General features: G+C 55.6%; 28 protein-coding genes. 19 read left to right on the top strand and 9 right to left on the bottom strand.

Annotated features, from left to right (window positions below; translation table 11 throughout):
• The first annotated feature begins 206 nt into the window (after positions 1–206).
• The 5 genes from ACEN8R_RS06760 (at position 207) to ACEN8R_RS06740 (ending at position 4,128) form a co-directional block, all read left to right on the top strand.
• Complete coding sequence (locus tag ACEN8R_RS06760) at positions 207–989, top strand: transporter substrate-binding domain-containing protein (protein ID WP_495624682.1); 783 nt, start codon at positions 207–209, stop codon at positions 987–989.
• Between the two features lie 56 nt (positions 990–1,045).
• Positions 1,046–1,774 carry an ABC transporter permease gene (locus tag ACEN8R_RS06755; protein WP_018925638.1) on the top strand — a complete coding sequence of 243 codons (729 nt, stop codon included), beginning with the start codon at positions 1,046–1,048 and terminating at the stop codon, positions 1,772–1,774.
• Positions 1,771–2,481: an ABC transporter permease gene (locus ACEN8R_RS06750; RefSeq protein WP_064618600.1), complete on the top strand. Its 711-nt coding sequence runs from the start codon at positions 1,771–1,773 to the stop codon at positions 2,479–2,481. The genes ACEN8R_RS06755 and ACEN8R_RS06750 overlap by 4 nt, the downstream gene beginning before the upstream one ends.
• A 16-nt stretch (positions 2,482–2,497) precedes the next feature.
• Complete coding sequence (locus tag ACEN8R_RS06745) at positions 2,498–3,262, top strand: ABC transporter ATP-binding protein (protein ID WP_018925636.1); 765 nt, start codon at positions 2,498–2,500, stop codon at positions 3,260–3,262.
• A 125-nt stretch (positions 3,263–3,387) separates the two neighbouring features.
• A complete protein-coding gene (locus ACEN8R_RS06740) occupies positions 3,388–4,128 on the top strand; it encodes a Mut7-C RNAse domain-containing protein (RefSeq protein ID WP_018925635.1) in 741 nt (246 codons plus the stop codon).
• A 93-nt stretch (positions 4,129–4,221) separates the two neighbouring features.
• Here the strand turns inward: ACEN8R_RS06740 and ACEN8R_RS06735 are convergent, their stop codons facing one another.
• Positions 4,222–5,106, bottom strand: a complete 885-nt coding sequence (locus tag ACEN8R_RS06735; RefSeq protein WP_064618643.1) for a LysR family transcriptional regulator — start codon at positions 5,104–5,106, stop codon at positions 4,222–4,224.
• A 114-nt stretch (positions 5,107–5,220) separates the two neighbouring features.
• Between ACEN8R_RS06735 and argC the strand changes: the two genes are divergently transcribed.
• Entirely contained in the window at positions 5,221–6,150 is a 930-nt protein-coding gene (gene argC, locus ACEN8R_RS06730; RefSeq protein ID WP_495624681.1) for an N-acetyl-gamma-glutamyl-phosphate reductase, read from the top strand.
• A gap of 124 nt (positions 6,151–6,274) precedes the next feature.
• Here argC and ACEN8R_RS06725 read toward each other — a convergent pair whose 3' ends face one another.
• Positions 6,275–7,066 carry a response regulator transcription factor gene (locus tag ACEN8R_RS06725; protein WP_258612325.1) on the bottom strand — a complete coding sequence of 264 codons (792 nt, stop codon included), beginning with the start codon at positions 7,064–7,066 and terminating at the stop codon, positions 6,275–6,277.
• Positions 7,067–7,204: 138 nt separating this feature from the next.
• Here ACEN8R_RS06725 and ACEN8R_RS06720 point away from each other — a divergent pair, with 138 nt between their 5' ends.
• Together ACEN8R_RS06720 and tssI are read left to right on the top strand one after the other, a co-directional pair.
• Positions 7,205–8,308, top strand: coding sequence for a polyamine ABC transporter substrate-binding protein (locus ACEN8R_RS06720; RefSeq protein WP_018925631.1), 1,104 nt, complete (start codon positions 7,205–7,207; stop codon positions 8,306–8,308).
• A 244-nt stretch (positions 8,309–8,552) separates the two neighbouring features.
• On the top strand, positions 8,553–9,848 hold the full coding sequence (gene tssI / locus ACEN8R_RS06715; RefSeq protein ID WP_495624680.1) for a type VI secretion system tip protein TssI/VgrG: 1,296 nt from the start codon (positions 8,553–8,555) through the stop codon (positions 9,846–9,848).
• 66 nt (positions 9,849–9,914) lie between these two features.
• Here the strand turns inward: tssI and ACEN8R_RS06710 are convergent, their stop codons facing one another.
• Together ACEN8R_RS06710 and ACEN8R_RS06705 are read right to left on the bottom strand one after the other, a co-directional pair.
• The gene (locus tag ACEN8R_RS06710) at positions 9,915–10,610 is read right to left on the bottom strand and encodes a tRNA (adenine(22)-N(1))-methyltransferase (RefSeq protein ID WP_305887972.1); all 696 of its coding nucleotides are present in this window, start codon (positions 10,608–10,610) and stop codon (positions 9,915–9,917) included.
• 181 nt (positions 10,611–10,791) lie between these two features.
• Positions 10,792–11,148, bottom strand: coding sequence for a VOC family protein (locus tag ACEN8R_RS06705; protein WP_018925628.1), 357 nt, complete (start codon positions 11,146–11,148; stop codon positions 10,792–10,794).
• A 141-nt stretch (positions 11,149–11,289) separates the two neighbouring features.
• Here ACEN8R_RS06705 and ACEN8R_RS06700 point away from each other — a divergent pair, with 141 nt between their 5' ends.
• Positions 11,290–11,742, top strand: coding sequence for a thiol-disulfide oxidoreductase DCC family protein (locus tag ACEN8R_RS06700; RefSeq protein WP_111455137.1), 453 nt, complete (start codon positions 11,290–11,292; stop codon positions 11,740–11,742).
• 86 nt (positions 11,743–11,828) lie between these two features.
• Here the strand turns inward: ACEN8R_RS06700 and ACEN8R_RS06695 are convergent, their stop codons facing one another.
• The 3 genes from ACEN8R_RS06695 to ACEN8R_RS06685 form a co-directional block, all read right to left on the bottom strand.
• Positions 11,829–12,320: a DUF2269 family protein gene (locus ACEN8R_RS06695; RefSeq protein ID WP_495624679.1), complete on the bottom strand. Its 492-nt coding sequence runs from the start codon at positions 12,318–12,320 to the stop codon at positions 11,829–11,831.
• Position 12,321: 1 nt separating this feature from the next.
• On the bottom strand, positions 12,322–13,449 hold the full coding sequence (locus ACEN8R_RS06690) for a saccharopine dehydrogenase family protein (protein WP_258612326.1): 1,128 nt from the start codon (positions 13,447–13,449) through the stop codon (positions 12,322–12,324).
• Between the two features lie 82 nt (positions 13,450–13,531).
• On the bottom strand, positions 13,532–14,116 hold the full coding sequence (locus ACEN8R_RS06685) for an eCIS core domain-containing protein (protein WP_018925624.1): 585 nt from the start codon (positions 14,114–14,116) through the stop codon (positions 13,532–13,534).
• Positions 14,117–14,410: 294 nt separating this feature from the next.
• On the opposite strand from ACEN8R_RS06685, the gene ACEN8R_RS06680 reads away from it, so the two are divergent.
• From ACEN8R_RS06680 to ACEN8R_RS06665, 4 genes are all read left to right on the top strand, one after another.
• Positions 14,411–15,280, top strand: a complete 870-nt coding sequence (locus tag ACEN8R_RS06680; protein ID WP_495624678.1) for an AraC family transcriptional regulator — start codon at positions 14,411–14,413, stop codon at positions 15,278–15,280.
• A 736-nt stretch (positions 15,281–16,016) separates the two neighbouring features.
• On the top strand, positions 16,017–16,379 hold the full coding sequence (locus tag ACEN8R_RS06675) for a hypothetical protein (protein WP_138867866.1): 363 nt from the start codon (positions 16,017–16,019) through the stop codon (positions 16,377–16,379).
• Between the two features lie 54 nt (positions 16,380–16,433).
• Positions 16,434–16,742, top strand: a complete 309-nt coding sequence (locus tag ACEN8R_RS06670) for a hypothetical protein (RefSeq protein ID WP_495624677.1) — start codon at positions 16,434–16,436, stop codon at positions 16,740–16,742.
• Between the two features lie 1,039 nt (positions 16,743–17,781).
• Complete coding sequence (locus ACEN8R_RS06665) at positions 17,782–18,042, top strand: hypothetical protein (protein ID WP_064618677.1); 261 nt, start codon at positions 17,782–17,784, stop codon at positions 18,040–18,042.
• 191 nt (positions 18,043–18,233) lie between these two features.
• On the opposite strand, the gene ACEN8R_RS06660 is transcribed toward ACEN8R_RS06665, so the two are convergent.
• Entirely contained in the window at positions 18,234–18,698 is a 465-nt protein-coding gene (locus ACEN8R_RS06660; RefSeq protein ID WP_258669151.1) for a VOC family protein, read from the bottom strand.
• A 205-nt stretch (positions 18,699–18,903) separates the two neighbouring features.
• On the opposite strand from ACEN8R_RS06660, the gene ACEN8R_RS06655 reads away from it, so the two are divergent.
• The 3 genes from ACEN8R_RS06655 (at position 18,904) to ACEN8R_RS06645 (ending at position 20,659) form a co-directional block, all read left to right on the top strand.
• On the top strand, positions 18,904–19,968 hold the full coding sequence (locus ACEN8R_RS06655) for an alpha/beta fold hydrolase (protein ID WP_495624676.1): 1,065 nt from the start codon (positions 18,904–18,906) through the stop codon (positions 19,966–19,968).
• Positions 19,969–20,128: 160 nt separating this feature from the next.
• Positions 20,129–20,440, top strand: a complete 312-nt coding sequence (locus ACEN8R_RS06650; protein ID WP_081628190.1) for a hypothetical protein — start codon at positions 20,129–20,131, stop codon at positions 20,438–20,440.
• A 15-nt stretch (positions 20,441–20,455) separates the two neighbouring features.
• The gene (locus tag ACEN8R_RS06645) at positions 20,456–20,659 is read left to right on the top strand and encodes a hypothetical protein (protein WP_495624675.1); all 204 of its coding nucleotides are present in this window, start codon (positions 20,456–20,458) and stop codon (positions 20,657–20,659) included.
• Positions 20,660–20,683: 24 nt separating this feature from the next.
• Here the strand turns inward: ACEN8R_RS06645 and ACEN8R_RS06640 are convergent, their stop codons facing one another.
• Positions 20,684–21,691, bottom strand: coding sequence for an aldo/keto reductase (locus ACEN8R_RS06640; RefSeq protein ID WP_495624674.1), 1,008 nt, complete (start codon positions 21,689–21,691; stop codon positions 20,684–20,686).
• 92 nt (positions 21,692–21,783) lie between these two features.
• Here ACEN8R_RS06640 and ACEN8R_RS06635 point away from each other — a divergent pair, with 92 nt between their 5' ends.
• From ACEN8R_RS06635 to wecB, 3 genes are all read left to right on the top strand, one after another.
• Positions 21,784–22,683, top strand: a complete 900-nt coding sequence (locus ACEN8R_RS06635; protein ID WP_495624673.1) for a LysR family transcriptional regulator — start codon at positions 21,784–21,786, stop codon at positions 22,681–22,683.
• A gap of 57 nt (positions 22,684–22,740) precedes the next feature.
• Complete coding sequence (locus tag ACEN8R_RS06630) at positions 22,741–23,061, top strand: isochorismate lyase (RefSeq protein ID WP_064618687.1); 321 nt, start codon at positions 22,741–22,743, stop codon at positions 23,059–23,061.
• 710 nt (positions 23,062–23,771) lie between these two features.
• The gene (wecB, locus tag ACEN8R_RS06625) at positions 23,772–25,010 is read left to right on the top strand and encodes a non-hydrolyzing UDP-N-acetylglucosamine 2-epimerase (RefSeq protein ID WP_495625002.1); all 1,239 of its coding nucleotides are present in this window, start codon (positions 23,772–23,774) and stop codon (positions 25,008–25,010) included.
• Positions 25,011–25,015: the final 5 nt, after the last annotated feature.

Raw genomic sequence — 25,015 nt, 5'->3', positions numbered from 1 at the left:
CAGGCTACCTCTCCCCAGCGTTCACCTGCCTGCCAAGCCCATCCCAGAGCGCTGTACGCGCTTTCTCAAGCGCCCAATCGGCGAATTGGCCGGGTGATTGCATATGCTTGTCTGTACAAGTACTTGCGTGTGCATAGGACATTTCGCAGCGCAGTACACGCGCTCTTGCGGCACAAGCGCTTTCGATGGTCCCTGGGAATAAAATAATGAAAAAAGCATTTCTCACTCTTTCTGCATTGGCTTTGTGTATGGCTGCCGGTTCTGCGCTGGCCAAGGAGTACAAGGAGTTGCGCTTTGGCGTCGACCCCTCATATGCGCCGTTCGAATCCAAGGCCGCCGACGGCGGCCTGGTGGGCTTCGATATCGACCTGGGCAACGCGATCTGCGCGGAGCTGAAGGTCAAGTGCAAGTGGGTTGAAAGCGACTTCGACGGCATGATTCCCGGCCTCAAGGCCAACAAGTTCGATGGCGTGATCTCTTCCATGACCGTCACGCCGGCGCGTGAGAAAGTCATCGATTTCTCGAACGAGCTGTTCTCTGGCCCGACCGCGCTGGTATTCAAGAAAGGCGCGGCCATCGGCACCGATCCGGCCTCCCTCAAGGGCAAGAAAATCGGCTACGAGCAAGGCTCCATCCAGGAAGCCTACGCCAAGGCCGTGCTGGACAAGGCCGGGGTAGAGACCCAGGCCTACGCCAACCAGGACCAGGTGTACGCTGACTTGATCTCCGGACGCCTCGATGCCTCGATCCAGGACATGCTGCAAGCCGAACTGGGCTTCCTGAAGTCGCCACCAGGCGCCGACTTCCAGGTCAGCGAACCGGTCGAAAACCCCCTCCTTCCAGCCAAGACCGCCGTGGGTCTCGCCAAAGGCAACGTCGAGCTCCAGGCCTTGCTGAACAAAGGTATCAAGGTACTGCACGACAATGGCACCTATGCGGCCGTCCAGCAGAAGCACTTTGGCGATATGAATCTCTACAGCGGCAAATAATGACCCTGCGCCCATTTCCCGATGGGCGCTTTTTTGATTTGACGTAGGGCTGCTCAATGTTAGAAAACCTATTGCAGATTCTTGGGCTGTCAGACTTTAGCCTCAAGGGTTTCGGCCCGCTGTTGCTGCAAGGCTCCTGGATGACGGTCAAATTATCCTTTCTGTGCTTGCTGGTGAGCGTTGGCCTGGGCCTGATCGGCGCCAGCGCCAAGCTTTCGAAATCGGCACTGCTGCGTGTCCCTGCGCAGGCCTACACCACGCTGATTCGCGGGGTGCCGGACCTGGTGCTGATGCTGCTGATCTTCTACAGCCTGCAAACCTGGCTGTCCTCGTTTACCGACTTCATGGAATGGGAATACGTCGAGATCAACCCGTTCAGCGCCGGGGTCATTACCCTGGGCTTCATCTACGGGGCTTATTTCACCGAAACCTTTCGTGGCGCCATCCTTGCCGTACCGCGAGGGCAGATGGAAGCGGCTACCGCCTACGGCCTGACCCGCGCCCAGCGCTTCCGCCTGGTGGTGTTCCCGCAAATGATGCGTTTTGCCCTGCCGGGCATCGGTAATAACTGGATGGTGATCCTCAAGGCCACCGCGCTGGTGTCGATCATCGGCCTGGCCGATCTGGTCAAGGTGGCCCAGGACGCGGGCAAGAGCACCTATCAGTTGTTCTTCTTCCTGATTCTGGCCGCCTTGATCTATCTGGTGATCACCACCGTTTCGAACTACGTCTTGCGCCGGATGGAAATCTTCTACGCCGCAGGCACCCGGGAGGCCGTGCGATGATCGAGCTACTGCAGGAATACTGGAAACCGTTCCTGTTCCAGGACGGCAATCACATCACCGGGCTGGCCATGACCCTTTGGCTGCTCAGCGCTTCGATCTTCTTCGGCTTCGTGATGTCGATCCCGCTGTCGATCGCCCGGGTCTCGAGCAATGTCTGGGTGCGCTGGCCGGTGCAGTTCTACACCTACCTGTTTCGCGGTACGCCGCTGTATATCCAGCTGCTGATTTGTTACACCGGCATTTACAGCCTGGCCGCGGTGCGTGCGCAGCCAGTACTGGATGCGTTCTTTCGCGATGCGATGAACTGCACCATCCTGGCCTTCGCCCTGAACACCTGCGCCTACACCACGGAGATCTTCGCCGGGGCGATTCGCAGCATGAACCACGGTGAAGTCGAAGCGGCCAAAGCCTACGGGCTGACCGGCTGGAAGCTGTACACCTACGTGATCATGCCCTCCGCCCTGCGTCGCTCGCTGCCTTACTACAGCAACGAAGTGATTCTGATGCTGCACTCGACCACCGTAGCCTTCACCGCGACCATCCCGGACATCCTGAAAGTCGCGCGGGACGCCAACTCGGCGACCTTCCTGACCTTCCAATCGTTCGGCCTCGCCGCGTTGATCTACCTGGCAGTCACGTTCTCCCTGGTCGGCCTGTTCCGCCTGGCTGAACGCCGTTGGTTGTCTTTCCTCGGCCCGGCTCACTAATTCAGGATGCTTGTTCATGTACAAACTGACCGTTGAAAACCTGCACAAAAGTTACGGCAACCATGAAGTCCTCAAGGGCGTTTCGCTGAACGCCAGGACCGGCGATGTGATCAGCCTGATCGGCGCCAGTGGTTCGGGCAAGAGCACCTTTCTGCGTTGCATCAACTTCCTGGAAACACCCAACGACGGTGCCATGAGTCTGGACAACCAGCCGATTCGAATGGTCCATGACCGCCACGGCATGCGCGTGGCCGACGCCAACGAACTGCAACGCATCCGCACTCGCCTGGCGATGGTGTTCCAGCACTTCAACCTGTGGAGCCACATGACGGTGCTGGAAAACATCACCATGGCACCACGCCGGGTGCTGGGCGTCAGCAAGAAGGACGCAGAGGATCGCGCCCGGCGCTACCTGGACAAGGTCGGTTTGCCGGCACGGGTTGCAGATCAATACCCGGCGTTTCTCTCGGGTGGTCAGCAGCAACGGGTCGCCATTGCCCGTGCCCTGAGCATGGAACCGGAAATCATGCTGTTCGACGAGCCGACGTCGGCCCTGGACCCGGAGTTGGTGGGCGAAGTGCTCAAGGTGATCCAGGGGCTGGCCGAAGAAGGCCGCACCATGATCATGGTGACCCACGAAATGAGCTTTGCGCGCAAAGTGTCGAACCAGGTGCTGTTCCTGCACCAGGGGCGGGTCGAAGAGCAAGGTGCGCCCGAGGACGTATTGGGCAACCCCAAAAGCGAGCGCCTGCAGCAATTCCTCAGCGGCAACCTGAAGTAACCGGAGCGCCTTCGAGCGACCGCTGGGTTGCTCGAAGGCGCTGGCTCAACCTGATAATCCATCCCTCCCGCCCTCTACCGAGCAGCTGAACTCATTCTTCCTGCAGCCCTGCCATACTGTTCAGCATGACCCGTGCAACTTTCCGCTTCTACGAGGAGCTCAACGATTTCCTGCCGGCCGAACGGCGGCGGCAGTCCTTCACTTGCGAGTGCGCGCGAGGGGCGACGGTCAAGCACATGATCGAGGCGCTCGGGATACCGCACACCGAGGTCGAGATGGTGCTGCTCAATGGCGAGTCGGTGGGCTTTGAGCGGGTGATCTTCGACGGTGACCGGCTGGCGGTGTATCCCAAGTTCGAAGCGCTGGACATCAGTCCGTTGCTCAAGGTTCGTACGCAACCTTTACGGGTGCTGCGCTTCGTCGCTGATGCGCACCTTGGCGGATTGGCCAGTCTGCTGCGCATGAGCGGCTTCGACACCCTCTACGACAATGGCTTCGACGATGCCGAGATCGCCGAAATCGCCGCGCAGCAAGGACGCATCGTGCTAACCCGCGACCGCGAACTGCTCAAGCGGCGGATCATCAGCCACGGCTGTTACGTGCATGCCCTGAAACCGTCGCTGCAGCTGCGCGAATTGTACGAGCGCCTCGACCTGGCGCGTAGCGCGCGCCCCTTCAGCCTGTGCCTCCATTGCAACCTGCCGCTACACGAGATCAGCCCGGAACTGGCCCGGCCGCAAGTGCCGCCACGCGTTGGCGTCCTCTATTCGCACTTCCTGCGCTGTGACGCCTGCCAACGGATTTACTGGGAGGGTTCGCACTGGCGCGGCATGTGTGCACTGTTGGCACCTCTGCTGGACCGATAGTCGAGCGCATCGGACCAGTGCGTTGCCAGGAATCACTGGCTTTTGCATCAGGTAGATGACGGCCAGAAGCTGTCCCTCCTCTGACAAAATCCCCTACCCCGCACTCAATTCCCACAGCACATCCAGCACATGTTGCGTAGGCCGTTCGATGTCTCGACTACGGTGGGCAATACCCAGTTGCCGCCACAATAAGGGCTTTAATGGCCGCATGACGATCCTGGTATCGGGCAATGGCGTGGAGGCTTCATGCGGCAACAACGTCGCACCATAGCCAGCCGCCACCAGGCTTTTGATCGCATCGTTGTAGTTCAGTTGAATACGCGGCGCAGGCTGCGGCCCACCACTGGCGAACCACTCCGCAGTCAAACGCGAAAGACGAGTGGTGTTGTCATTCAGAATCAATGGCTGAGTGGACAGCCAGTCGGGGGTCACAACCTCCGGGGATTCCCAGCGAGCCGGCAGGAAGGCCATGACCGGGTCCCGTCGCCATGGCTCGATCCGCAAGCCCTTCACCGGGGACTGCGGCAGCGCGACCAAACCGATTTCCAACGAGCCCTCGGCAAGCTTCTTCAAAGTTTCCTGCGACGTGAGCACCGCGACCTGTACATCGATAGCGGGATGACGCTGGCTCAACGTCTCCAAAGCGTGCGGCATCAACTGTGCGATGGCCCCCGTGGAAGCGCCTAGCCGCACACGCCCGGCTAATCCCTGCACCTGACGTTCCACGTCCTCAAGCGCCTGCTCCGCATCCGCCAACAGACGCCGCGCACGTTCCACCAGTGTGTTCCCAATCGCCGAAGGCTGAACGCGCCCACGCGTGCGCGACAACAGCTTGCCGCCCACGCGCGCTTCCAGGTCGGCGATATGCAAACTGACCGTGGGTGGCGCCAAGTGCAGCACGCGGGCCGCCTCGGCAAATGAACCCAGGTCGGCAATCGCCACCAACGTGCGCAGACGGTCCAGGCTGATTTCGCGCATGAGTGACTCCTCGTTCAGAAAAACTGAATTTCATCGTTTATAAATTCAACTTTTCCTATCTTAGCGCCTCACTGAAGATTGGAACTCCTGATTTCCAACGTCCGAGAGCATTCCATGGCAAGTCCCCTTGTATTCATCGATGGCGACCAAGGCACCACCGGGTTGCAAATCCATCAACGCCTACGCGACCGCAGCGATCTGCGGCTTATCACTCTCAGCCCCGACTATCGCAAAGATCCGCAACGTCGCGCCGAAGCCATCAACAACTGCGACATCGCGATTCTGTGCTTGCCCGACCAAGCCGCGCGCGACGCTGTAGCGACCATCGAAAACCCCGCCGTGCGGGTGATCGATGCGAGTTCGGCGCACCGTACCCATCCAGACTGGACCTATGGTTTCGCGGAGATGAATCCGCAGCAGAGCCAACGCATCGCCACCGCGCGACGGGTCAGCAATCCCGGTTGCTATCCAACGGGGGCGATAGGGTTGCTGCGCCCTTTACTGGAGGCCGGATTACTGCCCAAGGATTACCCGATGAACATTCATGCCGTGTCGGGTTATTCCGGGAAAGGACGTGTCGGTGTGGAAGAGCATGAGGGAGAAGGCGCAGCACAGGCGTCGGCGTTTCAGGTCTATGGGCTGGGGCTGGCACACAAACATATTCCAGAGATTCAACAACAAAGCGGTCTGACGGAGCGGCCGATGTTTGTGCCGGCCTATGGCGCTTTTAGGCAGGGGATCGTGCTGACCATCCCCTTGCAAACCCGGTTGTTGGCGCCAGGTGTGAGTGCGGTGCAGTTGCATGCGTGTCTGATGCGGCACTACGCCGATACGAGCCATGTACAGGTGATGTCGATGCTGGAGGCTAAAGGGCTGACGTCCCTTGATCCTCAGGCACTTAACGGGACTGATGATCTGCGACTGTCTGTGTTTGAGAATGACGAAACGGGCCAGGTTTTGTTGGCTGCGGTGTTTGACAATCTTGGGAAGGGAGCAGCTGGAGCTGCAGTGCAGAATCTGGATTTGATGCTTGCAGGAACATGACTCCGATGACCCGCGCGAATTAGCGTGATGCCCTCGTCCCGAACCGGGATTTAGAGGTCAGGCAAGGTTCGCACCCGAAGCCGTGAACCCATTTAACGGTAATATCCAGACTAAAACACCGACTTCAACTTGTAGAGAAAACATCTTGTTTGGGCATAAAAAATCGAGCAAACAGCTCGGATTGTGACTTGATATTTAATTTGGCATAAATATTGCGCCGATGAACCTTTATCGTTTCCACCGAGAGGGAAAGCTTTCCGGCTATCTCTTTATTAGAGAAGCCACTGAGCAACAATCTGAGCACATCACTTTCGCGCGCTGTTATTTGCGTGCCCAGCTGGGTAATCGTTTCTGGCCATAGAGGTGGCTCAGCGAGATTCTTCTCTACATCAACTTCAAAACACATGCGCTGATGCATTAATGCAGTCACCCACGGCTTGATAATATCAAGCATTGTTATTTGCTCTTGATTAAAACGGACTTTGCTACCAACGGAAATGCATAACGTTCTATCGGCGTCGAGCTGAACATTGTACTGAGCCTCATCCACAGAGATATATTGTGCAAAATATTGATGATAATACTCAGTTTCAAGAAAGTATTCCGGCGCAATATCCAGCAAATGAAAGAAACCGCTCTGGGGGTTTTCTCGATTAGCTATATAAAATGGATCCAGCAGGTAAAGCCCCTTCACATAGCGATGAATGAACGCGTCTACCTCTTCAACATCTGCGACTTCAGGAAGACTAACGACTTGCACTTGTTGATTGCTAAAGATCAATACAACCCAATTATCGATTTGCACGTATTCGTTTAATATACGAACAAGCGAACTCCAGAATTCTGGACGGTTCAACTGCATGATCAGCTTCCCAATCGATCGGTGCCAAGCCAGGCTATGAAGGTCGAACGGCATTTTCTACCCCTTTAGGGTTAGGGATTCGTAGGTCAGAGGTAAGTATTCGTAGGTATTTACTATTCGGTAACGCCCGGTATATTCGCTGGCAGGACTTACGATGGCCATGAGGGCACATCGTCTTGATAAGGATGTTGCATGAGAAAATCACGTTTGCGAACCATTTTTTCGGCCTCGCTTCTCTGTGCTGGGATGAGCACATCAGTGGGAGCTGTAGAGCCTGGGGTGCATCTGTACAACTGGTTCGGGCTTCTCGCACCGGAGACCCCAAAGGAGTTTGAGCAGGCAACTGGCACCAGAGTGCATATGGATGCTTTCGACAGCGCCGAAATCATGCAGAGCAAAGTAATGGCTGGGCGCACGGGGTATGACGTGGTTGTGGCCACCTCCAATGTGTTGCCAAGCCTGATCCAGGCGGGAGTACTTCAGCCGCTGGATCGTAATCAACTGAGTAATTTGTCCCATATCGATCCTGATATCTTGTCCCAGGTCGCGGTCAATGATCCTGGTAATCGCTACGCTGTGCCCTATCTATGGGGTACTACCGGCATTGGCTATGACGTTGACAAAGTCAAAGCGGCATTGGGTGATAATGCTCCGGTGAATAGCTGGGATTTGATCTTCAAAGAAGAAAACATCAGTAAGCTCCAGTCGTGTGGTGTGGCAATGCTTGACTCTCCAAGTGAGATCATTTCGATTGCGTTGCATTACCTTGGGCTCCCCAGCAACAGCAGGAACCCGGATGATTACCAGAAAGCTCAAGCCCTACTGTTAAAAATCCGCCCCTACGTCCTCTATTTCGACTCCTCCCGAATTGACGCTGACCTGGCTGACGGCAATATTTGTGCAGTCGTGGGATGGGCTAATGGTGCCCTTGCTGCGCAGGCCATCAACGAGAAGACCAACACTGGACGCAAGATTACCTACAGCCTTCCTCGCGAAGGAGCGCTGGTCTGGTCGGAAAATCTGGTTCTTCTAAAAGACGCGCCCCACCCAAAGGAGGGTATGGCGTTTATTAATTACATGTTGCGACCAGAAGTTATTGCCAAGACCTCAAACCACACTCTCTACCCTAACGCTAACAAAGATGCCGCTGAGTTTGTCGAACAGAAGTTGCGAGACAACCCCTGGATTTATCCAGACAAAAAGACCATTGCCACACTCATCCCACTTGAGCCACTGCCATTGAAGCTGGAGCGAATCCGCACGCGGATCTGGACCAAAGTGAAGAGTGGTGTGTGATCTGACTTGATTTGTCGCCTGTTGCTCTATGCATGTCTTTATTTTATACGCGGACGTGCTTGAGCAGCAGGTTGAGGCTATTTATGTCCGGAAAGTAAGACGCAAACGCCAATATACAAGAGCGCCAAATTAGTGGATTAGTGCCTGTTATAGGCTCTTGCCCTGAGCTGGACTTACCCGGCTTCCTGACATTGACATCTGCGACAGCCCCGATTCAACACTTTATGCAAGAAGAGAACAGTGGATGTTCAGCCCAGCCAATCAGACGTCTTTCAGTTTGACCATCGACGGTTTTGCGCACGATTTTCAAGTACTCGCATTCACCGGAGATGAGGCGATCAGCAGGCCTTACCTCTTCAACGTGGAGCTTGTTAGCGAGCGGTCTGACCTGGATCTCGAAAGCCTCTTCGACGTAGAGGCTTTTCTGACCTTCGACGCGAAGGGCAACGGCGTCCATGGACGGATCTATCACATCGCCCAAAGCGGTAATGATCAGCGTTTGACGCACTACAATCTGGCCCTCGTACCGCACCTGTCCTACTTGCGCCACCGCATCAACCAGAGGATCTATCAACAGTTCTCGGTGCCGAAAATCGTCGCCTTGATACTGGAAGAACACGGGATTGTGGGTGAGGCTTATCGGTTTCATCTGGGGTCGACCTACCCCGAGCGTGACTACTGTACCCAGTACGATGAAACGGATTTGCACTTTATTCAGCGCTTGTGCGAAGAAGAAGGTATCCACTTCCACTTCCAACACAGCGCTCAAGGCCACGTGCTGGTCTTTGGCGATGACCAGGCGGCTTTTCCCAGGATTGGGCAACCCACTGCTTATGGACAAGAGAGCGATAGAGTGGCCAACGAGCCACTGATCAAGCGCTTCAACCTACGTCTGGGGAGAAACGAGCAACAGCCAGGCATGGAAAACGATGACAAGCTGAAGCCTTTCACAAGCCATGAGCACGGCAAGCAGATAAGTCTGCGTGCTATGGAGCGCCGCCATGCGGCTTATCGTCAAGCCGAAGGGCAAGGTGACCAGACCCGGTTAGTCAGTGGCCATGTTCTGGAGATCTCTGGCCACCCGCGCCAGGAATGGAACGACCGATGGTTACTGACTCAGATCATCCACGAAGGCAAGCAACCACAGGTATTGAGCGAGAACATCGCCAGTGGCAACACAAACAACGAGGATGACTTTCATCAGGGTTACCGCAACCGCTTTATCGTTCTTCCGTGGGACGTGTCCTATCGTCCACCTTTGGCTCACAAGAAACCTCAGGTACCAAGTAACCACACCGCTGTGATCATCGCTCTGGAAGACGAGGAGATCCAGGGTGATAGGCGCCTCGGAAGGGTCAAGGTCAAGTTCCCCTGGGACCGCGAAGGTAGATTTGACGACAAGAGTTGTTGTTGGCTGAGGGGGACCTCCAATTGGAGTTGTGGAATGACGCCCCCCCGAACGGGTATGGAAGTCATGGTTACATTTCTCGAAAGCGACCCCGATCAACCGCTGATCAGCGGTTGCCTGTGCTGCCGCTAACCGCAAACCCTATAAGAGCAGCAACCGTCAGGTTGAAATTTGCCCTGCAATTACTTAGTAAAGGGCTCAAGCCAGCAGGTCGGCGATCCACCGGGCCTGCCGGGCGACATCCTGCACCTTCTCCTCGGGCACGGCCTGCCGCGCCTTGGCGAAGCTGCTCAGGGTCCGCTGCTTCTCGCGCAACAGGCGCTGCCACTTGATCAGGAATGCCGAGCTGCGTGCCTGCATCTGCAGCGGACCGAAATACAGCTCCTCGGCGGTGTACATCACCGGCCCGGTGCGCTCGGCGACGATGATTTCGTAGTCGAAGCGGTTTTCCCGCAGCACTTCCTCGCAGAGGATGCAGTAACCATTTTCCATCAGCCATTGGCGCAGTGGCTGCTCGCCGCCGTTGGGTTGAAGGATCAGGCGCTCCTGGCCGCTCAGACGTGCCTTGCCGCTGTCGAGAATGTCGCGGATCGTCTCGCCGCCCATGCCGCAGATGCTGATTGCCGTGATCCCGTCTCCCGGCTCGATTGCCGTCAGGCCATCGGCCAGGCGCACGGTGATCCACTGGTCCAGGTCGTTCTCGCGCACGGTGCGTTCGGCCGAGCGAAATGGCGTCAATGCCACCTCGCCGGCCACCGCCGCCACGATGGCGCCACGGCGCATCAATGCCACAGGCAGGTAGCCGTGATCCGAGCCGATATCGGCCAGGCGCGCACCTGCTGGCACATGTGCCGCCACGCGTTCCAGGCGCATGGACAATGTCTGTTGGTTCAACTGCTGCCCCTTTTCACCACGAACGTCCGGCACCTTTGACCGGGTCGGCCCGCGATTCTGGCGAGCAACGCTGTGCATTTCAAATTTATGCGACCAGGATCATGGCTCGACCCGCACCTACCGCTTGAGTATCGGCCCAAAGCGAACCCTGGTAATGGATCGCTTTGGGCCGACCTGAGACCTACTGCTGAGCTGTCCAAACGGCCAGTTCGTAGCCATCCGGATCAATGAAGTGGAATCTGCTTCCACCAGGGAACGAGAATATTTCGCGGGTGATAACAGCGCCCAAGGCTTTGAGCCGTTGCTGCGCCTCATCGAGATCATCCGAATACAAAATGATCAAAGGGCCACCAGGTCGAACCGGCTCTCCCGTAGTGAAGCCACCGGTAAGGCGGCCATCACTGAATTCCGTATAGGTCGGGCCGTAGTCGACGAATGTCCAGCCGAACGCACTGCCGTAGAAAGCTTTGCTGCGGGCAATGTCGTCGACATTAAATTCAATATTGTCGATCTGCCGGTCTTTACCACGCACACTCATGGATGCCTCCTTGGCTGATATTAAAGGAACAATGATATTGCAGCTGCCGGCAAGGAGCAGCCCCCCTTCGGCGAAATGCAGACTTTAACGCTGGCACGCGGTTATGATCCGGGATAATCAGGTTCCCTTGGATCCACGCTTATGCCCACCTCGAAAATCCGCCCCTCACCCGCGCCGCTGCTCAAACCAGGAGAGACGGTGGTCTTGTTCGACGGTGTCTGCAAGCTGTGCAATGGCTGGGCGAGGTTTTTGATTCGCCATGACCGCCAGCGGCGCGTGCGGTTGGCGGCGGTTCAGTCACCCGAGGGGCAGGCTCTGCTCGCGTGGGCAGGTTTGCCCGTGGATCAGTTCGACACCATGGCGGTGATCCGCGACCGACACTTCTGGGAGCGTTCGGATGCATTTTTCGAAGTCATCGCCCAGTTGCCCGCTCTCTGGCGCCCAGTGAACCTGTTGCGCATCTTCCCTCGCATGCTTCGAGATTGGGCATACGACCGCATTGCGCTTAATCGTTATCGGCTCTTCGGGAAATACGACACGTGCCTGCTGCCGGATCCTGATCATGAACAGCGCTTTTTGAAAGCGCCCCTATGAACGCCCTCACCCGCATTAACTGGACCGCCTCGCGTTCACGTTTGGCAGAGGCCTTGAACACCAAAGTCTTGAGCCAACCGATCCTGTTACCCCAATAGCCCAACCAGTTGCACCGGCGTCATCTTCGTCACCATCATCAGCACAATCACAAACATCCCGACAAAACTGACCACCCCCATCCACCACCATTTTTTGTACACGGATCGGTATTCATCATCGAGTCCGCTGCCAGCCTCAACTGCGCACGACGCCATCAGGTACAGCCGCTTCTGCAACACCAGCACCGGCAGCCAAAGCGAACCCACGCAGAAGAAGATAATCAACGAAGTCAGTACCCACTCCGTGGTCATGGGTAGTCCGGAGAGCCTCATCAGCAGGTAGCCCGTGATGATCTGAACAAAGCCTGCCGGCGTGGTAATCCAGGTGTCGAAGCGCACGACCATCCGGGCCACATGCGCGATCACTTGAGGGTTGGCCGTGCGGCTGGCGGCGATCAGATAGAGGTAGGAACCCATGCCGAATCCGAACAGGAAAATCGCGGCAATGATGTGGAGGTACTTCAGGCATAGATAGAGCATGTCAGCGCAGCTCGCCAGAGAACTGCACAGACAGCCTCAAATTGTCCGGATCGTTGATCGCTGCCATGTATTCATCGACGGTAATTTCGCCCACGCAAGCCCTGGCACCGGGATGCGGCACATAGCCCTGGGCCATTTTTGCGGCCAAGGCTACAGATGCGCAGCTTGGGATTTGCGGACCTTTGTCATTGGTGGCCGTCAGTTGCACGGTCATGGCCAGCGGTTTCCCATCAACTCCCTTGCCCTGAACGTCGATGTACATCGCGCTTTTGCCATCGCCGAAACGTTCAAACCGGGTCCCCAGCCGATGCAGTCTGGCGGCCCAAAGGGCATGGTCGCGAACCAGCCCGATCTTCAACGCCTGAGCCAGCAGATAGTTGGCGACACCACCCAGCTTCAAGCCCGCGCCGGCCTTGAAGCTCAGGGTTTGCGCGCCATAGCGGCTGGCGAAAATATCCATGTCCGGCACATCGACGTTGGCCAGCACGCGAGTGCCCAGATGCGGCATCTTGCGCAGCGTCAGATCCTGCCAACCCGACACTTCATGCACCTTGCCATTCTTGAGTTGCCTGATCGGTTTACCTGCGTAGGCGAGTACGCCTTCGACGGTCGACAATCCCGGCATCTTCGCCGAAGAGGAAATGCCATGCTCGATCGAGTCGATACGACTGAAGCGATAGCGCTGCTGATCGATGATGGCTGACGATAGCGTCGGCACCGAACTGCAGCCACTGAGGATCGCCACTCCTGCCTGTTTCGCCAAGGCATCGAGTACGCCAACGCCGTTGACGAAGGTTCGGCAGTCAGACAGGTCGCAGTAGTTCACGCCAGCCTCGATGCAGCTCTCGGCGACCGCATAGGATTGCCCCTGAAACGGGCCGCCAGTATGGATGACCAACTGGATGTCCATCGAGCGCAAAACGGATTTGAACTCAGTGCCCATGGCATTGCCGCACCAACTTTCGGCGACAGTGCCCGATTGGCTTTTCAACTCATCGACTTTGCGCTGCAACTTGTGTGGATCGCGGCCCGAGATCACCAGTTCCACATCTGGCATTACCGCCAAATGCCTGCAAACGATGCTACCGAAGTTTCCGTAGCCACCGACCACCATCACCCTGAACACCATTCAACTCTTCCCTAACTGACAGGCTGCTTTCAGCCAATAATGACTGCTTTATGCCTGTAATGTCAGGCGGCTTCGCTACCCTTCATTGAGTCCCTCCCCGCACCGACCGTCGAACTTCAGCCTGTATGGCATAAGCCGGCGCCTCCACAGCATTGAAATCTTGTGTATAGCGCTGGGCAAATCCTTCTACCCCCCATTCCCGAAACTGCTGCACGTGCTTCAGTTCGTGAGCCCAGAGCGCGATGTCCTGTTCTGCGGTTTGAGTGTCCCGGAAGAGGATGATGTCGATCAGCGTCACGGCACCGACGTCGGGGTTTTGCAGCATGGAAGTGGCGGCGCTGAATTGGCCGTTGTCGCTCACTTTGTAGTGCGCGGCATCGAGGACGCTGGGGTCGTACCAGCGCAGCAGTTGCTCCCGGATGTGCGGTGGAATGGGTTGGATCTCGGCGCTGGCTGCTTCAGCGCGGGCTTGGGTCAGCCACAGCGCCAGGGCAGGTGCCGCGACCTGGTAGACGCCATCAGGCACCTGCCCCAGATCTGGCAGGCAGATGCAGCCGTTCAGGCACACTTGTTTCTCGCCAGGTGGGCAGGCGTTAGTCTGGGCTTGCACTACAGGAGTCAGGCCAAGAACAGACAGCGCCACCAGGCATGTGATGATGGGCGGCATTGGGCCCTCCAGGGACGGAAGCAGCGCGAACAGCGAATCACAATTGATCGATGACCCGCATAACTTTAGCGCATCCTTGTCGGGTCTCTTCTCGATGATTGCCTGGGGGTAATTGCTGCCCTCACAACGACAGCAACAGTCGATCAGAAGTGATCGGACTGGGTATACGGTGTCTCATGGTGGAAGAGATCGCATCGGCCAACCCAAAACGTACCTTGAGCAAACGCGGCTAGGCGCGTTTACACCGCTATAGTCGATTCTATTGCCGACCGTACTTCCAGGAGCCTTTTCCCAGTGTCTGACATGCCGAGCAACTTCGCCTACACAAAACGCTTCAACGCCGTACTCGCCTACATCGATGCCAATCTTGAAGGTGACTTGTCGGTGAAGACGTTGAGTCATGTGGCGAACTTTTCGGTGTTTCACTTCCATCGACAATTCAGCGCGTTCGCAGGTGTGCCGGTCTCACGTTATGTGCAACTGATGCGGCTACGACGCGCGGCACATCGCCTGGCCTCCTTCGCTGATCACTCGGTACTGGACGCGGCACTCGGTGCCGGCTTTGAAAGCCCCGAGGCATTTTGCAGGGCGTTCAGGCGGGCGTTCGGTATGACCCCGAGTGCGTTCAGGAAGGAACCGAACTGGCAGGTCTGGAATGCGGTATTCGCAATCCCTCATTTTTCCAGGACTATCATCATGCAAGTACGAATCGTGGAATTCCCAGAAGTCAGGGTCGCAGCGCTTGAGCACTGCGGACCACCCGGGCTCGTCAATGAGAGCGTGCGCAAGTTCATCGAGTGGCGCATGCAGAGCGGACAGTCGCCGGTGGCATCGAGTCGCAGCTTTGGCATTCCCTATGGCAACCCCGACACGACACCTGCACAAGCATTCCGCTTCGCCATCTGCGGCGAGATTCACGAGGCTGTGGCGCCGAATGAGTTCGGCGTGCGCGAGATCGTCATTCCTGGCGGTCGCTGCGTCGTGGTGCGACATACGGGGTCACCGGATCACATCGGCGAAACGATCTATCCGATTTACCGCGATTGGCTTCCTGCCAGTGGCGAGGAACTCCGTGACCACCCGTTGTTCTTCAATTACCTGAGCGTCTATCCCGAGACGCCGCAGGATCAATGGCAAACTGACGTGTATATTCCGCTTCAATAGCGGAGCAAGCAGCTTTCGACCCTGACGGACATTGACGAGTGTCCGCTCAGGGTTGGCATCCACATCAACGACGACAGCTTCTTTGCCCGTAACCCAGGGCCTGTTAACGCTTCGCGACAAAGTCAACGAGGGGAAAGCGCAAACCCGCGAAATCCTCGACTGCAGAAAGCCATCCTGACCGGTCGCTTTCCAGTCCCATTGGCAAGTTTTCAAACCCTGTACTACTGTCATCTCGTGCTGGATGCTCGGGATCGCGGACGTTCGATCTCCCCCAAGGTCATGGAATGAAGACCCCATCGTGAACACACAAGTGTTCCAACCGCTGTGCATACGACGTGTACGACGAGCCCAATGGCTCCGGTTCACAGGGAGGTGCTTATGGTGGCTTCAGGTCTAAAGTCTCGGCAGCAAATGCTGAGTATTCACCAATGTATTGATATAGAACATTCTGCTTTTCTCCCCTACCTCCCCTCGCATCCTGGCTCCCTATTTCAGCCCGCTACGTACCAGTAATTGAGCATGCGCAGAGTGCACTGCCTGAGCATGTGCCTAGTGTTGTTGCCTGCCTGCCGGCATGGTTATGGCTGATGACATTCCATTTCCCGGAGGTACTGCTCGAGATGTACAGTCAATACTAGGCACAACCACCTTTTTCATCCCCCAAGGTGGCCCGATTCATGGACCTGTACTGTATGCACTCCCCAAGTACAGCGGGCAATGATGCGAAGAGAAAATGATGAATACTATTAAAGGCAGCGCACCAAAAACCACTATCAAAAAAATACTGCTTTGGATGCTACTACTCGCCATAACATCATACGTCACATCATGCATATTTATTTCAAAACAGAAAAGCATAGCTTTTGAAGCAATCAATATTGGCGATACACAAGGGGTTGTTATCAACCGACTCGGGATCCCTTCTCATGTAGAAAAACCAAGCACTTTATTTACCCGCTACGCATCGCACCACTGTCAACATCCTTGCGTTGAGCGACTATGGTTTGAAAACCGTTTATCCTTTGATATAGAAGCATGGTCGGTAGAACTGGATGAAGGTGGCCGAGTAGTTAAGAAAGCTTATTGGGCATCGCCATAACTGGCCATGTACTGCTCTTTGAAACGCGCTTAATCCTAGTATAGGAACTGGACCATGAGTAAACTAGAAAAAAGGAGTAAAGTAGGAGTCCGTATTGCATTAACTATTGCCTTGTTATTGACATGCATTGTTTTTTTTATTGGCATTGAGCTGTATTCTGGAATTGCACCACAAAAAGCCGTTGGCTACCCCAATTCCGACCAACTTAAGCTTTATGTATTATTTCCAGCCGCATCAGTTCTTATTAGCGCTTTAATGCTGACCTTCTCAAAAAAACTGCCGAACTGGTTGTTGATTGTTTTTATACCGATTCAATTCATCGCTATTTTTACGGTTTTTATTTTTTTTGGTGGTGGTGTGTAAGGGCGTCGCTTGTCGGGAAATGGAATTAACGCTACCGCTGGCTGCTGGGGGGGCGTTTCTGATTCGTGGTCACTAGGTAATGGGGCCGCATCAGGGTTTGGATTCGTTTCTCCACAACTAGGTGCTAGTTATAACTACTCCTTCCAGGCTGCATGGAAGATTGGATCAGGATGGTGAGAATGAAGAGTATTGGGCTGTTAGTTTTTATTATATCAATGTGTTTACTGGGGATAATGTGCTTGTTTTTTTCTGAGAAAACGCAAGGCATTATAATCAAGTTGATTGACCGGGCAGGCGCATCAAAAAATTACCCATTCAAGAGCTTGATCAGGTCAAGCAATTATCTATATATTCTTAGATCAGTTGGCACACTAGCTCTTCTAATGTCTTTTTTCTTAACATGGGGACTGATAAATAACTTATAAAAAATATACACACATATGGAGATCACTCATGGTATCTGCATGAAAATACCCCACCCCGGCGAGCTTCCAGATCAGAAAGCATGTCCGGCCCGGCCATTGGCTTGCCCGCAATTGGTGCGGTGCTAGCGGGCGAAAGTAAGCCATCAAAGTCAGGGTGTAAAAATGACCGACGGAAGCGAACACTTATTTATCGGAAGGCTGGCAATCCTGCCATTTGCCTTTGTTCAGTGGGGCGTTTTGCTTTGGTATCTGAGTTCATTGCGGCGATTACGTGACAATTTTCTGAAAAGATTAATAGGAGGAGCCGTATCTATTGCGACCATTTTCGCAGTGACATTCGGACAAATGGAAGCTTACACAATAATCACTTCTATGCCGCACCCAATGACTGACAACTTCTTCTTTATTGCATTCTCCATCGAGCACGCTGCGTCCATCTTCTTTATCTTCTACACTGTAATTAAAAGACGAAACCACCGAAGGAGAGGGATATACCGATAGCGGTTCACAAGATCAATCTGTAACCAGAGGCAATCTGTTTATTGTCGACGCAACAGACACATGGATAAAACCATGGTGGAAAATGGACGGAACAAAATCTGGGAGACGAGAGAATGAATGCACTTAAACGCGTCGTGGGAGTACTGGCCTTAGGCTTTTGGTTTTCTTCATTTTTTGCCTGGAAATACTTTGATGCTCACGGACTGAGAACGCCGGATCTTCAAAGTGGAAAAACCTACCCGCTGGATACGCACGGTTCGGTTGTATACCTAACGCCCCATGAGCATTACTTTTTGTACGGTTTGATCATCGCTGGCATAGTGTTTTTCCTGCTCAGCGCTGTTTTTTATTTTGTCGGGAGCAAGCGACCATAGTTTGTTGCCAGTGGACACAATGAAGAAGCACCATGGCGCTAACCAGCAACATTTCACTCTACGACAGTCGATGGCCCACGCTCTTCCTTAGCGCCACGGTTTATGGGGGTCAGTCTCGACATCCGCTCGCAGTGACCACGTAGAGCCTGGACCAATCGGCTAGTCAGCGTGGCAATGCCGAGCGCCCTCCCTCAGCCCTCCTCGGCAAATGCATCCTTGATAAATGCCTCCAGCTCTTTCTCTTCAAGCAACTCAATAGAAAAATGCCCGAAGCGTTTCGGTAACCAGAGTATGCGTGTCCCACTTGGCGTCTGGAGGTTATCGCGAGACAGCGGTTTGCCGTTCTCATCTTCCGGCTGGACGCCTGCGTCGATCAATTCGTCGTAGGCTGCCTCGATGTCCGGTGTGGAATAGCAGTGCCGGTAGATGGTGCCTTCGCCGTTGGCGTCCATCAGAGCCTTGAGATTTCCGGTAAACGGTTGCACCAGCATAAGGCGCTCCGTACCAAACATGACGATCGCATAGCGCACATGCAAACCGTCGCGCTGCCAATCAAGTGTCTTTGAAATTCTGGCGCTGAAGACACGGGCGTAATACCTGCACGCTTCCTCAAGGTCTTTGACGAGAACATCCACGTGGCTGAACTTTAATTTCAATGGCCCCACCTTTTTCAGACATGCGATTTGATACCGAGATCTCTCCTTATGTATCACAGTGTGTCTGATTAGCCTCTCGATACATGATTTTTCACCAGGCCTGCGATTCGACACAGACCAGATACGTCGCTACGTTCAAATGCAAGCAAGGTTTCAAGGGGCTCAGCCAGATCCCCTGGCCAACGACTTGCAACGGAGACATCACATGAAGATGGCACTGCAGAACAAAACCGGCAAAACCCGCCACCGCCCGGTCGGCTCGTCGATCCTCGCGTTTACCCTGTTCAGCGCTCTCGGTGCGGCCCACGCACAAACGACCACCGCGGCGCAGCCAACCTCGGTCAATGCTGGCGCCACTCATGCAACACCCTCCCCGTTCGGCCCGCTCAAGCATGTCAACGCCGGCCTGCTGGACGTGGCATACGCCGAAACAGGCCCGGCTAATGGGCCAGTGGTGATTCTTCTGCACGGCTGGCCGTACGACATTCACAGCTATGACGAGGTCGCCCCGTTGCTTGCCGCGAAGGGCTATCGAGTGCTGATGCCGTATGCGCGTGGCTATGGCGATACGCATTTTCTGTCCGATAAAACCGTTCGCAATGGCCAACCGGCTGCGCTGGCCAGTGACGTCATCGACTTCATGGATGCGCTGAAGATCAAACAAGCCGTGCTCGGTGGTTACGATTGGGGCGCACGCTCGGCCGACATCGTCTCGGCGCTGTGGCCAGAACGGGTCAAGGCGCTGGTCTCGGTCAGCGGATATCTGATCGGCAATCAGGCGGCCGGCAAGAACCCGCTGCCACCCAAGGCTGAATTGCAGTGGTGGTATCAGTTTTACTTCGCCACCGATCGCGGTCGCGCCGGGTACGAGAAAAACACCCACGACTTCGCCAAGTTGATATGGCAACTGGCTTCGCCGAAATGGGCGTTCGACGACGCCACTTTCGACCGCAGCGCCAAGGCGCTGGAAAATCCCGACCATGTCGACATCACCGTGTTCAACTACCGCTGGCGCCTGGGCCTGGTCCAGGGCGAGAGCCGATACGAAGCGCTGGAGCAGAAACTGGCCACGGCGCCTTCCATCAGCGTGCCGACCATCACCCTTGAAGGCGATGCCAACGGCGCGCCGCACCCGGCCCCCGAGGATTACGCCAAGCGCTTCACCGGCAAATACGAGTTCCGGCTGATCAGCGGCGGCATCGGCCACAACCTGCCGCAGGAAGATCCGCAGGCGTTCGCCAAGTCTGTGATTGATGCGGACCGCCTTTGAGGTTATCTGACATCCATGCACTTGCCCCGCTGAACACCTTCACAACAACGGCTCGTTTATTTAACGAGCCGTTTTAACCAAGGCAGGCGCAACACCGTCTAATCTAAATAGAACACGACCACAAACACGCCTCCAGCCTCTTGATACAGGGGAAAATGGGATGATCGGCAAAACAGCACGCCAATGCTCGTCATGGATCCTCCCTTCCCTGCTCGCCATCAACCTGGCGCTGACCGCGGGCTGTGCGGGCAAAACTTCCACGGCCCGCTACTCGGCCTCAAGTACAGATTCAAGCGCAGGCTCAAGTTGCTATGCAAAAGCGCTACCCACTGCTGGCGAGGGCGGCCTGGCCTGGGGCTCCACCCTGGACAAGGCTCGCCAAAAGTCCATGGATAACTGCATACGCTATGCCGGCCAATCCGGTGGCACGCCGACTACCTGTCATGTGGTGATGGCGGAGTGCAAAAACTGATAGCAAGGTGTATCGGTGACGCAGCAGATCCAGCCGTTGCTCAAGGAGATCGAAGCGAAACTGCCGTCACTTATGCTGCAACTGCAGAACTTCTCTCGCATGTGGATGGTGGTGCTGACCGCGCCGCCGGGCTTGATCGGTGTTGTGATGGGTAGCATTGCGATCTTGACCGACCGCTCTGCTACCCATCGAACGCCTGCGTTCAGTATGCAAAACTGAACACTCATCCTCTTCTCAATAGTGTCAGGCGGCACCAGGGACATTCGTTCCCATGCCCGCCGGCAGGAACGGTCGAATTTCATCGATTTCCGCAGCGCTGAGGCGCAACTCCAGGGCTGCAATCAGCCCGTCTACTTGTGCGCGATGGCGGGCTCCGACAATGGCGCCCGTCACGACCGGTTTGCGAAGTACCCAGGCGATGGCGACCGCCGCAGCGCTCACCCCGTGCCTTTCTCCAATACGTGCCATGACGTCAACCAATGCCAGGTTCGCACTCAAACGGGGCTCCTGGAAATCAGCACTTCGAGCCTTGCGCCAATCGTCTTCGGGCAGTTGCGAGATGCGTTCGCGCGTCATGCTGCCGGAAAGCAGCCCTGATTGAAGCGTGGAATAGGCAAGGACACCCATCCCGGCCTGCTCGCAGAATGGCAAAACGTCCTGCTCAATGTCCCGCATCAAGGCCGAGTACGGCGGCTGGAGCGAAACGATCTCCGTCACCGCCTGCGCCCGCTTGAGTTGAGCGACATCGAAATTCGATACACCGATCGCGCGAATCTTTCCTTGATCGCGCGCGGCGGCCAAAGCCGAAAGCGCCATTTCAATGCCTTCACTGCTGGCGTCGGCAGGAAAAGCAGGCCAGTGGATCTGATAAAGATCGATCGCCTCGACTTGAAGCCGACGCAAGCTTGCGTCGATCTCGGCGAGCAAGGATTGAGGGGCCAGCGAATGCGAAATCTTCTTCGTGACCGGGTCCCAGACCAAACTGCCTTTGGTGAACACCAAAGGACGCCGTGACGCCGGCACCCGCCGCAGCAATTGCCCCACCAATTGCTCTGCATGGCCCAAGCCATAAACCGCAGCGGTGTCAATCCAGTTCACGCCGCGTTCGACGGCATATTCAAGTGCGCCCAGGCTGTCCTTGTCATCCTGCGCTCCCCAACTGTACTCCCAGCCGGTGCCGGCGATTGCCCAGGTTCCCAGGCCAATCGGTGAAATCAGAAAATCCGATGATCCAAGACGATTGTTTTGCATAGCCACCTCTCCACGAATGATGGAGGAAGTATCCGGCAGAGGTCTCATGACGATAAGATAGGTAATCGTATTTGAACTACTGAACAACACTCATGAGTTATCACCCCGATCTCTCTGAACTCGACGCCTTCGCCGCCGTCGCTCGCCATCGCAGCTTTCGCAAGGCCGCCGACGAACGTGGCGTTTCGGCTTCCGCGTTGAGTCACGCAATGCGAGCGCTGGAAGCACGTTTGGGCATCAGACTGCTGAACCGAACCACTCGTAGCGTGACCCCGACCGAGGCCGGCCAGCAGCTATTGGCAACGCTGGTCCCGAGCCTGCACCAGGTTAACGATGCATTGGCGCAATTGACCTCGATGCAGGAAGTCCCCACTGGCAAACTTCGCCTCAACGTGGCGCGTCCGGCGGCTCGCATCGTGTTTGCGAAAGTGCTGGCGCCCTTCGTGGCCATGTATCCACGTATTCAGTTGGACCTGATCACCGATGATGGATTGACCGATATCGTCAATGAGGGATTTGACGCTGGAGTCCGCTTTGGTGAAAGCCTGGCCGGTGACATGATCGCAGTCCCTGTCGGCGCACCTCAATCGTTCGTGACCGTAGCCGCGGATGCTTATCTGGCCGCGAAGGGAACCGCGCACGTCCCCCGCGACTTGCTCGACCATGCGTGCATTGCCAGGCGTTTTCCCAGTGGCAAACTTTACGCCTGGGAGTATCAAGCCGACGGTCAACCGATACGGTTGTCCGTCACCGGCCCGCTGATTCTGGAAGACGATGCGCTGATGATCCAGGCAGCGAAAGATGGCGCCGGTATTGCCTATGTCTACGAGGAGCTGGTGCGCGACGATCTCCGGAACGGGCATCTCAGAGAAATACTCCAGGAGTGGAAAGCACCGCCCAGCCGGTTCTTTCTTTACTACTCAAGCCGGCGGCATGTGCCACCCGCCTTGAAAGCGCTCATCGAATTTATCAGTGCTCGCGAGGCTGCGTAGCCGTCGTAAAATCGGCACTTGAATCCCACGATTTTTTCAACAAACGGAGTCACCTACATGGAAGTCATCAATCAGTTGCAGCCCGCAGAGTGTGCAGGCATGGAAGATATCCGACGCGAAATCGACGCCCTGGACCAGGCCGTTATCAAGCTGTTGGGCAAGCGTTTTCACTACGTGCTGGCCGCCTCGAAGTTCAAGACCTCGGTGACTTCGGTGCGCGCTCCGGAGCGTTTCAAGGCCATGCTGGCAACACGACGCGAATGGGCCGAAGCCGAGGGCCTGAGCCCGGATGCCATCGAGAAGATGTACAGCGACCTGGTGAACCACTTCATTGCCGAAGAGATGAAACACTGGGCGGCTCATCAATCCGAAACCTGACGCTAGTGTCCTGACTGTCCGCCAAGGTCTATTTTGGTCAGCTATGCAGGCTGCGATAGGCCTGGAGCGGACTTGCGCTCGACTCGCAGAAAACGCTGATGGCAAAGGAACTGCTATCGGCTGATTCTGTTGAAACACAGGTCAATTACACTGACGAACACATTCTTTAAACATCAACTCCTATTAATACGTCATTTACCCTTTCACAAAAACTTATTACCCTACCGCATCACGACAATATTCAGGCGTCATTTAAGTGACCACCACAACCAGCACTCCTCAGAGAAACAGACCCTTAACAGCGCCGACGCGACCGTTACAACCCATGAATAATTCATACGCACTGACGAACGGAGTAAAAATATAAAATAGTCATATAAATCAACAATATAAAACCTCAACAACACTTAAATAAAAACCTCATAAAATCATTAAAAACCATAAGTGACCGACCTCGAATATAAAAGTTTCAAACTTTATAATTAAATAAAAACCCACACATAACGCTTTAAAATATTCACCTTTGATGCTAATAATCCGGCAGCTTCCGGGTTTCCAGGCGACGTCCCCTCTCACATGAAGTGAACATCAGCGCTCACGCTGACTATCCCGGCCTTTACTAAACTCAAATAACGCTAGCGTGGCTCAAGTTTCAATATAACTTGGGGCAGCTTTTGTGTTGCGCACTAGAACTGCGCGAGGAAGGCATCATCGTCCGCCATCATTCAAGGCTTAAAGTCCTTTCGATCTTCGGTACCCGTCCTGAAGCCATCAAGATGGCGCCTTTAGTCAAAGCCCTCGCTGCGGAACCTGGCATTCATTCGCAGATATGCATCACCGGCCAACATCAAAGCATGCTTAAACAGGTGCTGGATCTGTTCAACCTCAAGGCCGATTACACCCTCGATGTGATGACGCCGCACCAGACGCTTAATTCGCTGACCGCGACGCTTTACGAGGCGATTGATCCGGTGCTGGAAATGGCCCAGCCGGATCGGGTGCTGGTACATGGCGATACCACTTCGGCCATGGTGGCCGCGATGGCTGCGTTCCATCGACGCATCCCGGTCGGCCATGTGGAAGCCGGCCTGCGCACCGGTGACATCTACAGCCCATGGCCGGAAGAAATGAATCGTCGCTGCATCGACCTGGGTGCGGACATGCTGTTTGCGCCGACCCACGAGTCGCAAAAAAACCTGCTCGACGAGCGTTTGCAGGGGCGCTCTTTCGTGACCGGCAACACGGTGATCGACGCTTTGCAGATGACCGCGCAGCGCATCGAACAGGACGCTGACCTGCGTGCAGGCCTGGATGAGCAATTCTCGTTCCTGCAACCCGGCCGCAAGGTATTGCTGGTCACCGGGCATCGTCGGGAAAACTTCGGCGAAGGCTTCCTCGACATCTGCAAGGCCCTGAGCCATTTGGCCCGGCGTGCCGACATCCAGATCGTCTATCCGGTGCACTTGAACCCCAATGTCATGGGCCCGGTCACCGAGCAGTTGGGCGACCTGCCCAATGTGCACCTGATCAAGCCACTGGACTACATGGCTTTCGTGCGACTGATGCAACGGGCACACGTGATCCTCACCGACTCCGGTGGCGTGCAGGAAGAAGCCCCCTCACTGGGTAAACCCGTGCTGGTCATGCGTGACGTTACCGAGCGCCCCGAAGCGGTCGCGGCGGGCACTGTGCGCCTGGTCGGGACCTCGCCGGACTCGATCATCGCGGGTGTCAACGCGTTGTTCGATGACGAGTTGCTGTGGCGTCGATGCTCCCAGGCGGCCAACCCATACGGCGATGGCTGCGCCAGTGCGCGCATCGTCGACGCGCTGATGGGTCGTCCGGTCGATGAGTTCGTCGTCGCTCGGCAGTCATTGCCCAAGTTCCTGCATTACCCGACAGCGGTGCCTGTGCCCGAGGAAAATTACCCGGCTTTCACCTCTCTCTAAACCGA

Source organism: Pseudomonas sp. Pseusp15 (assembly GCF_059492165.1).
This window is presented reverse-complemented; position numbering and strand designations above follow the sequence as displayed.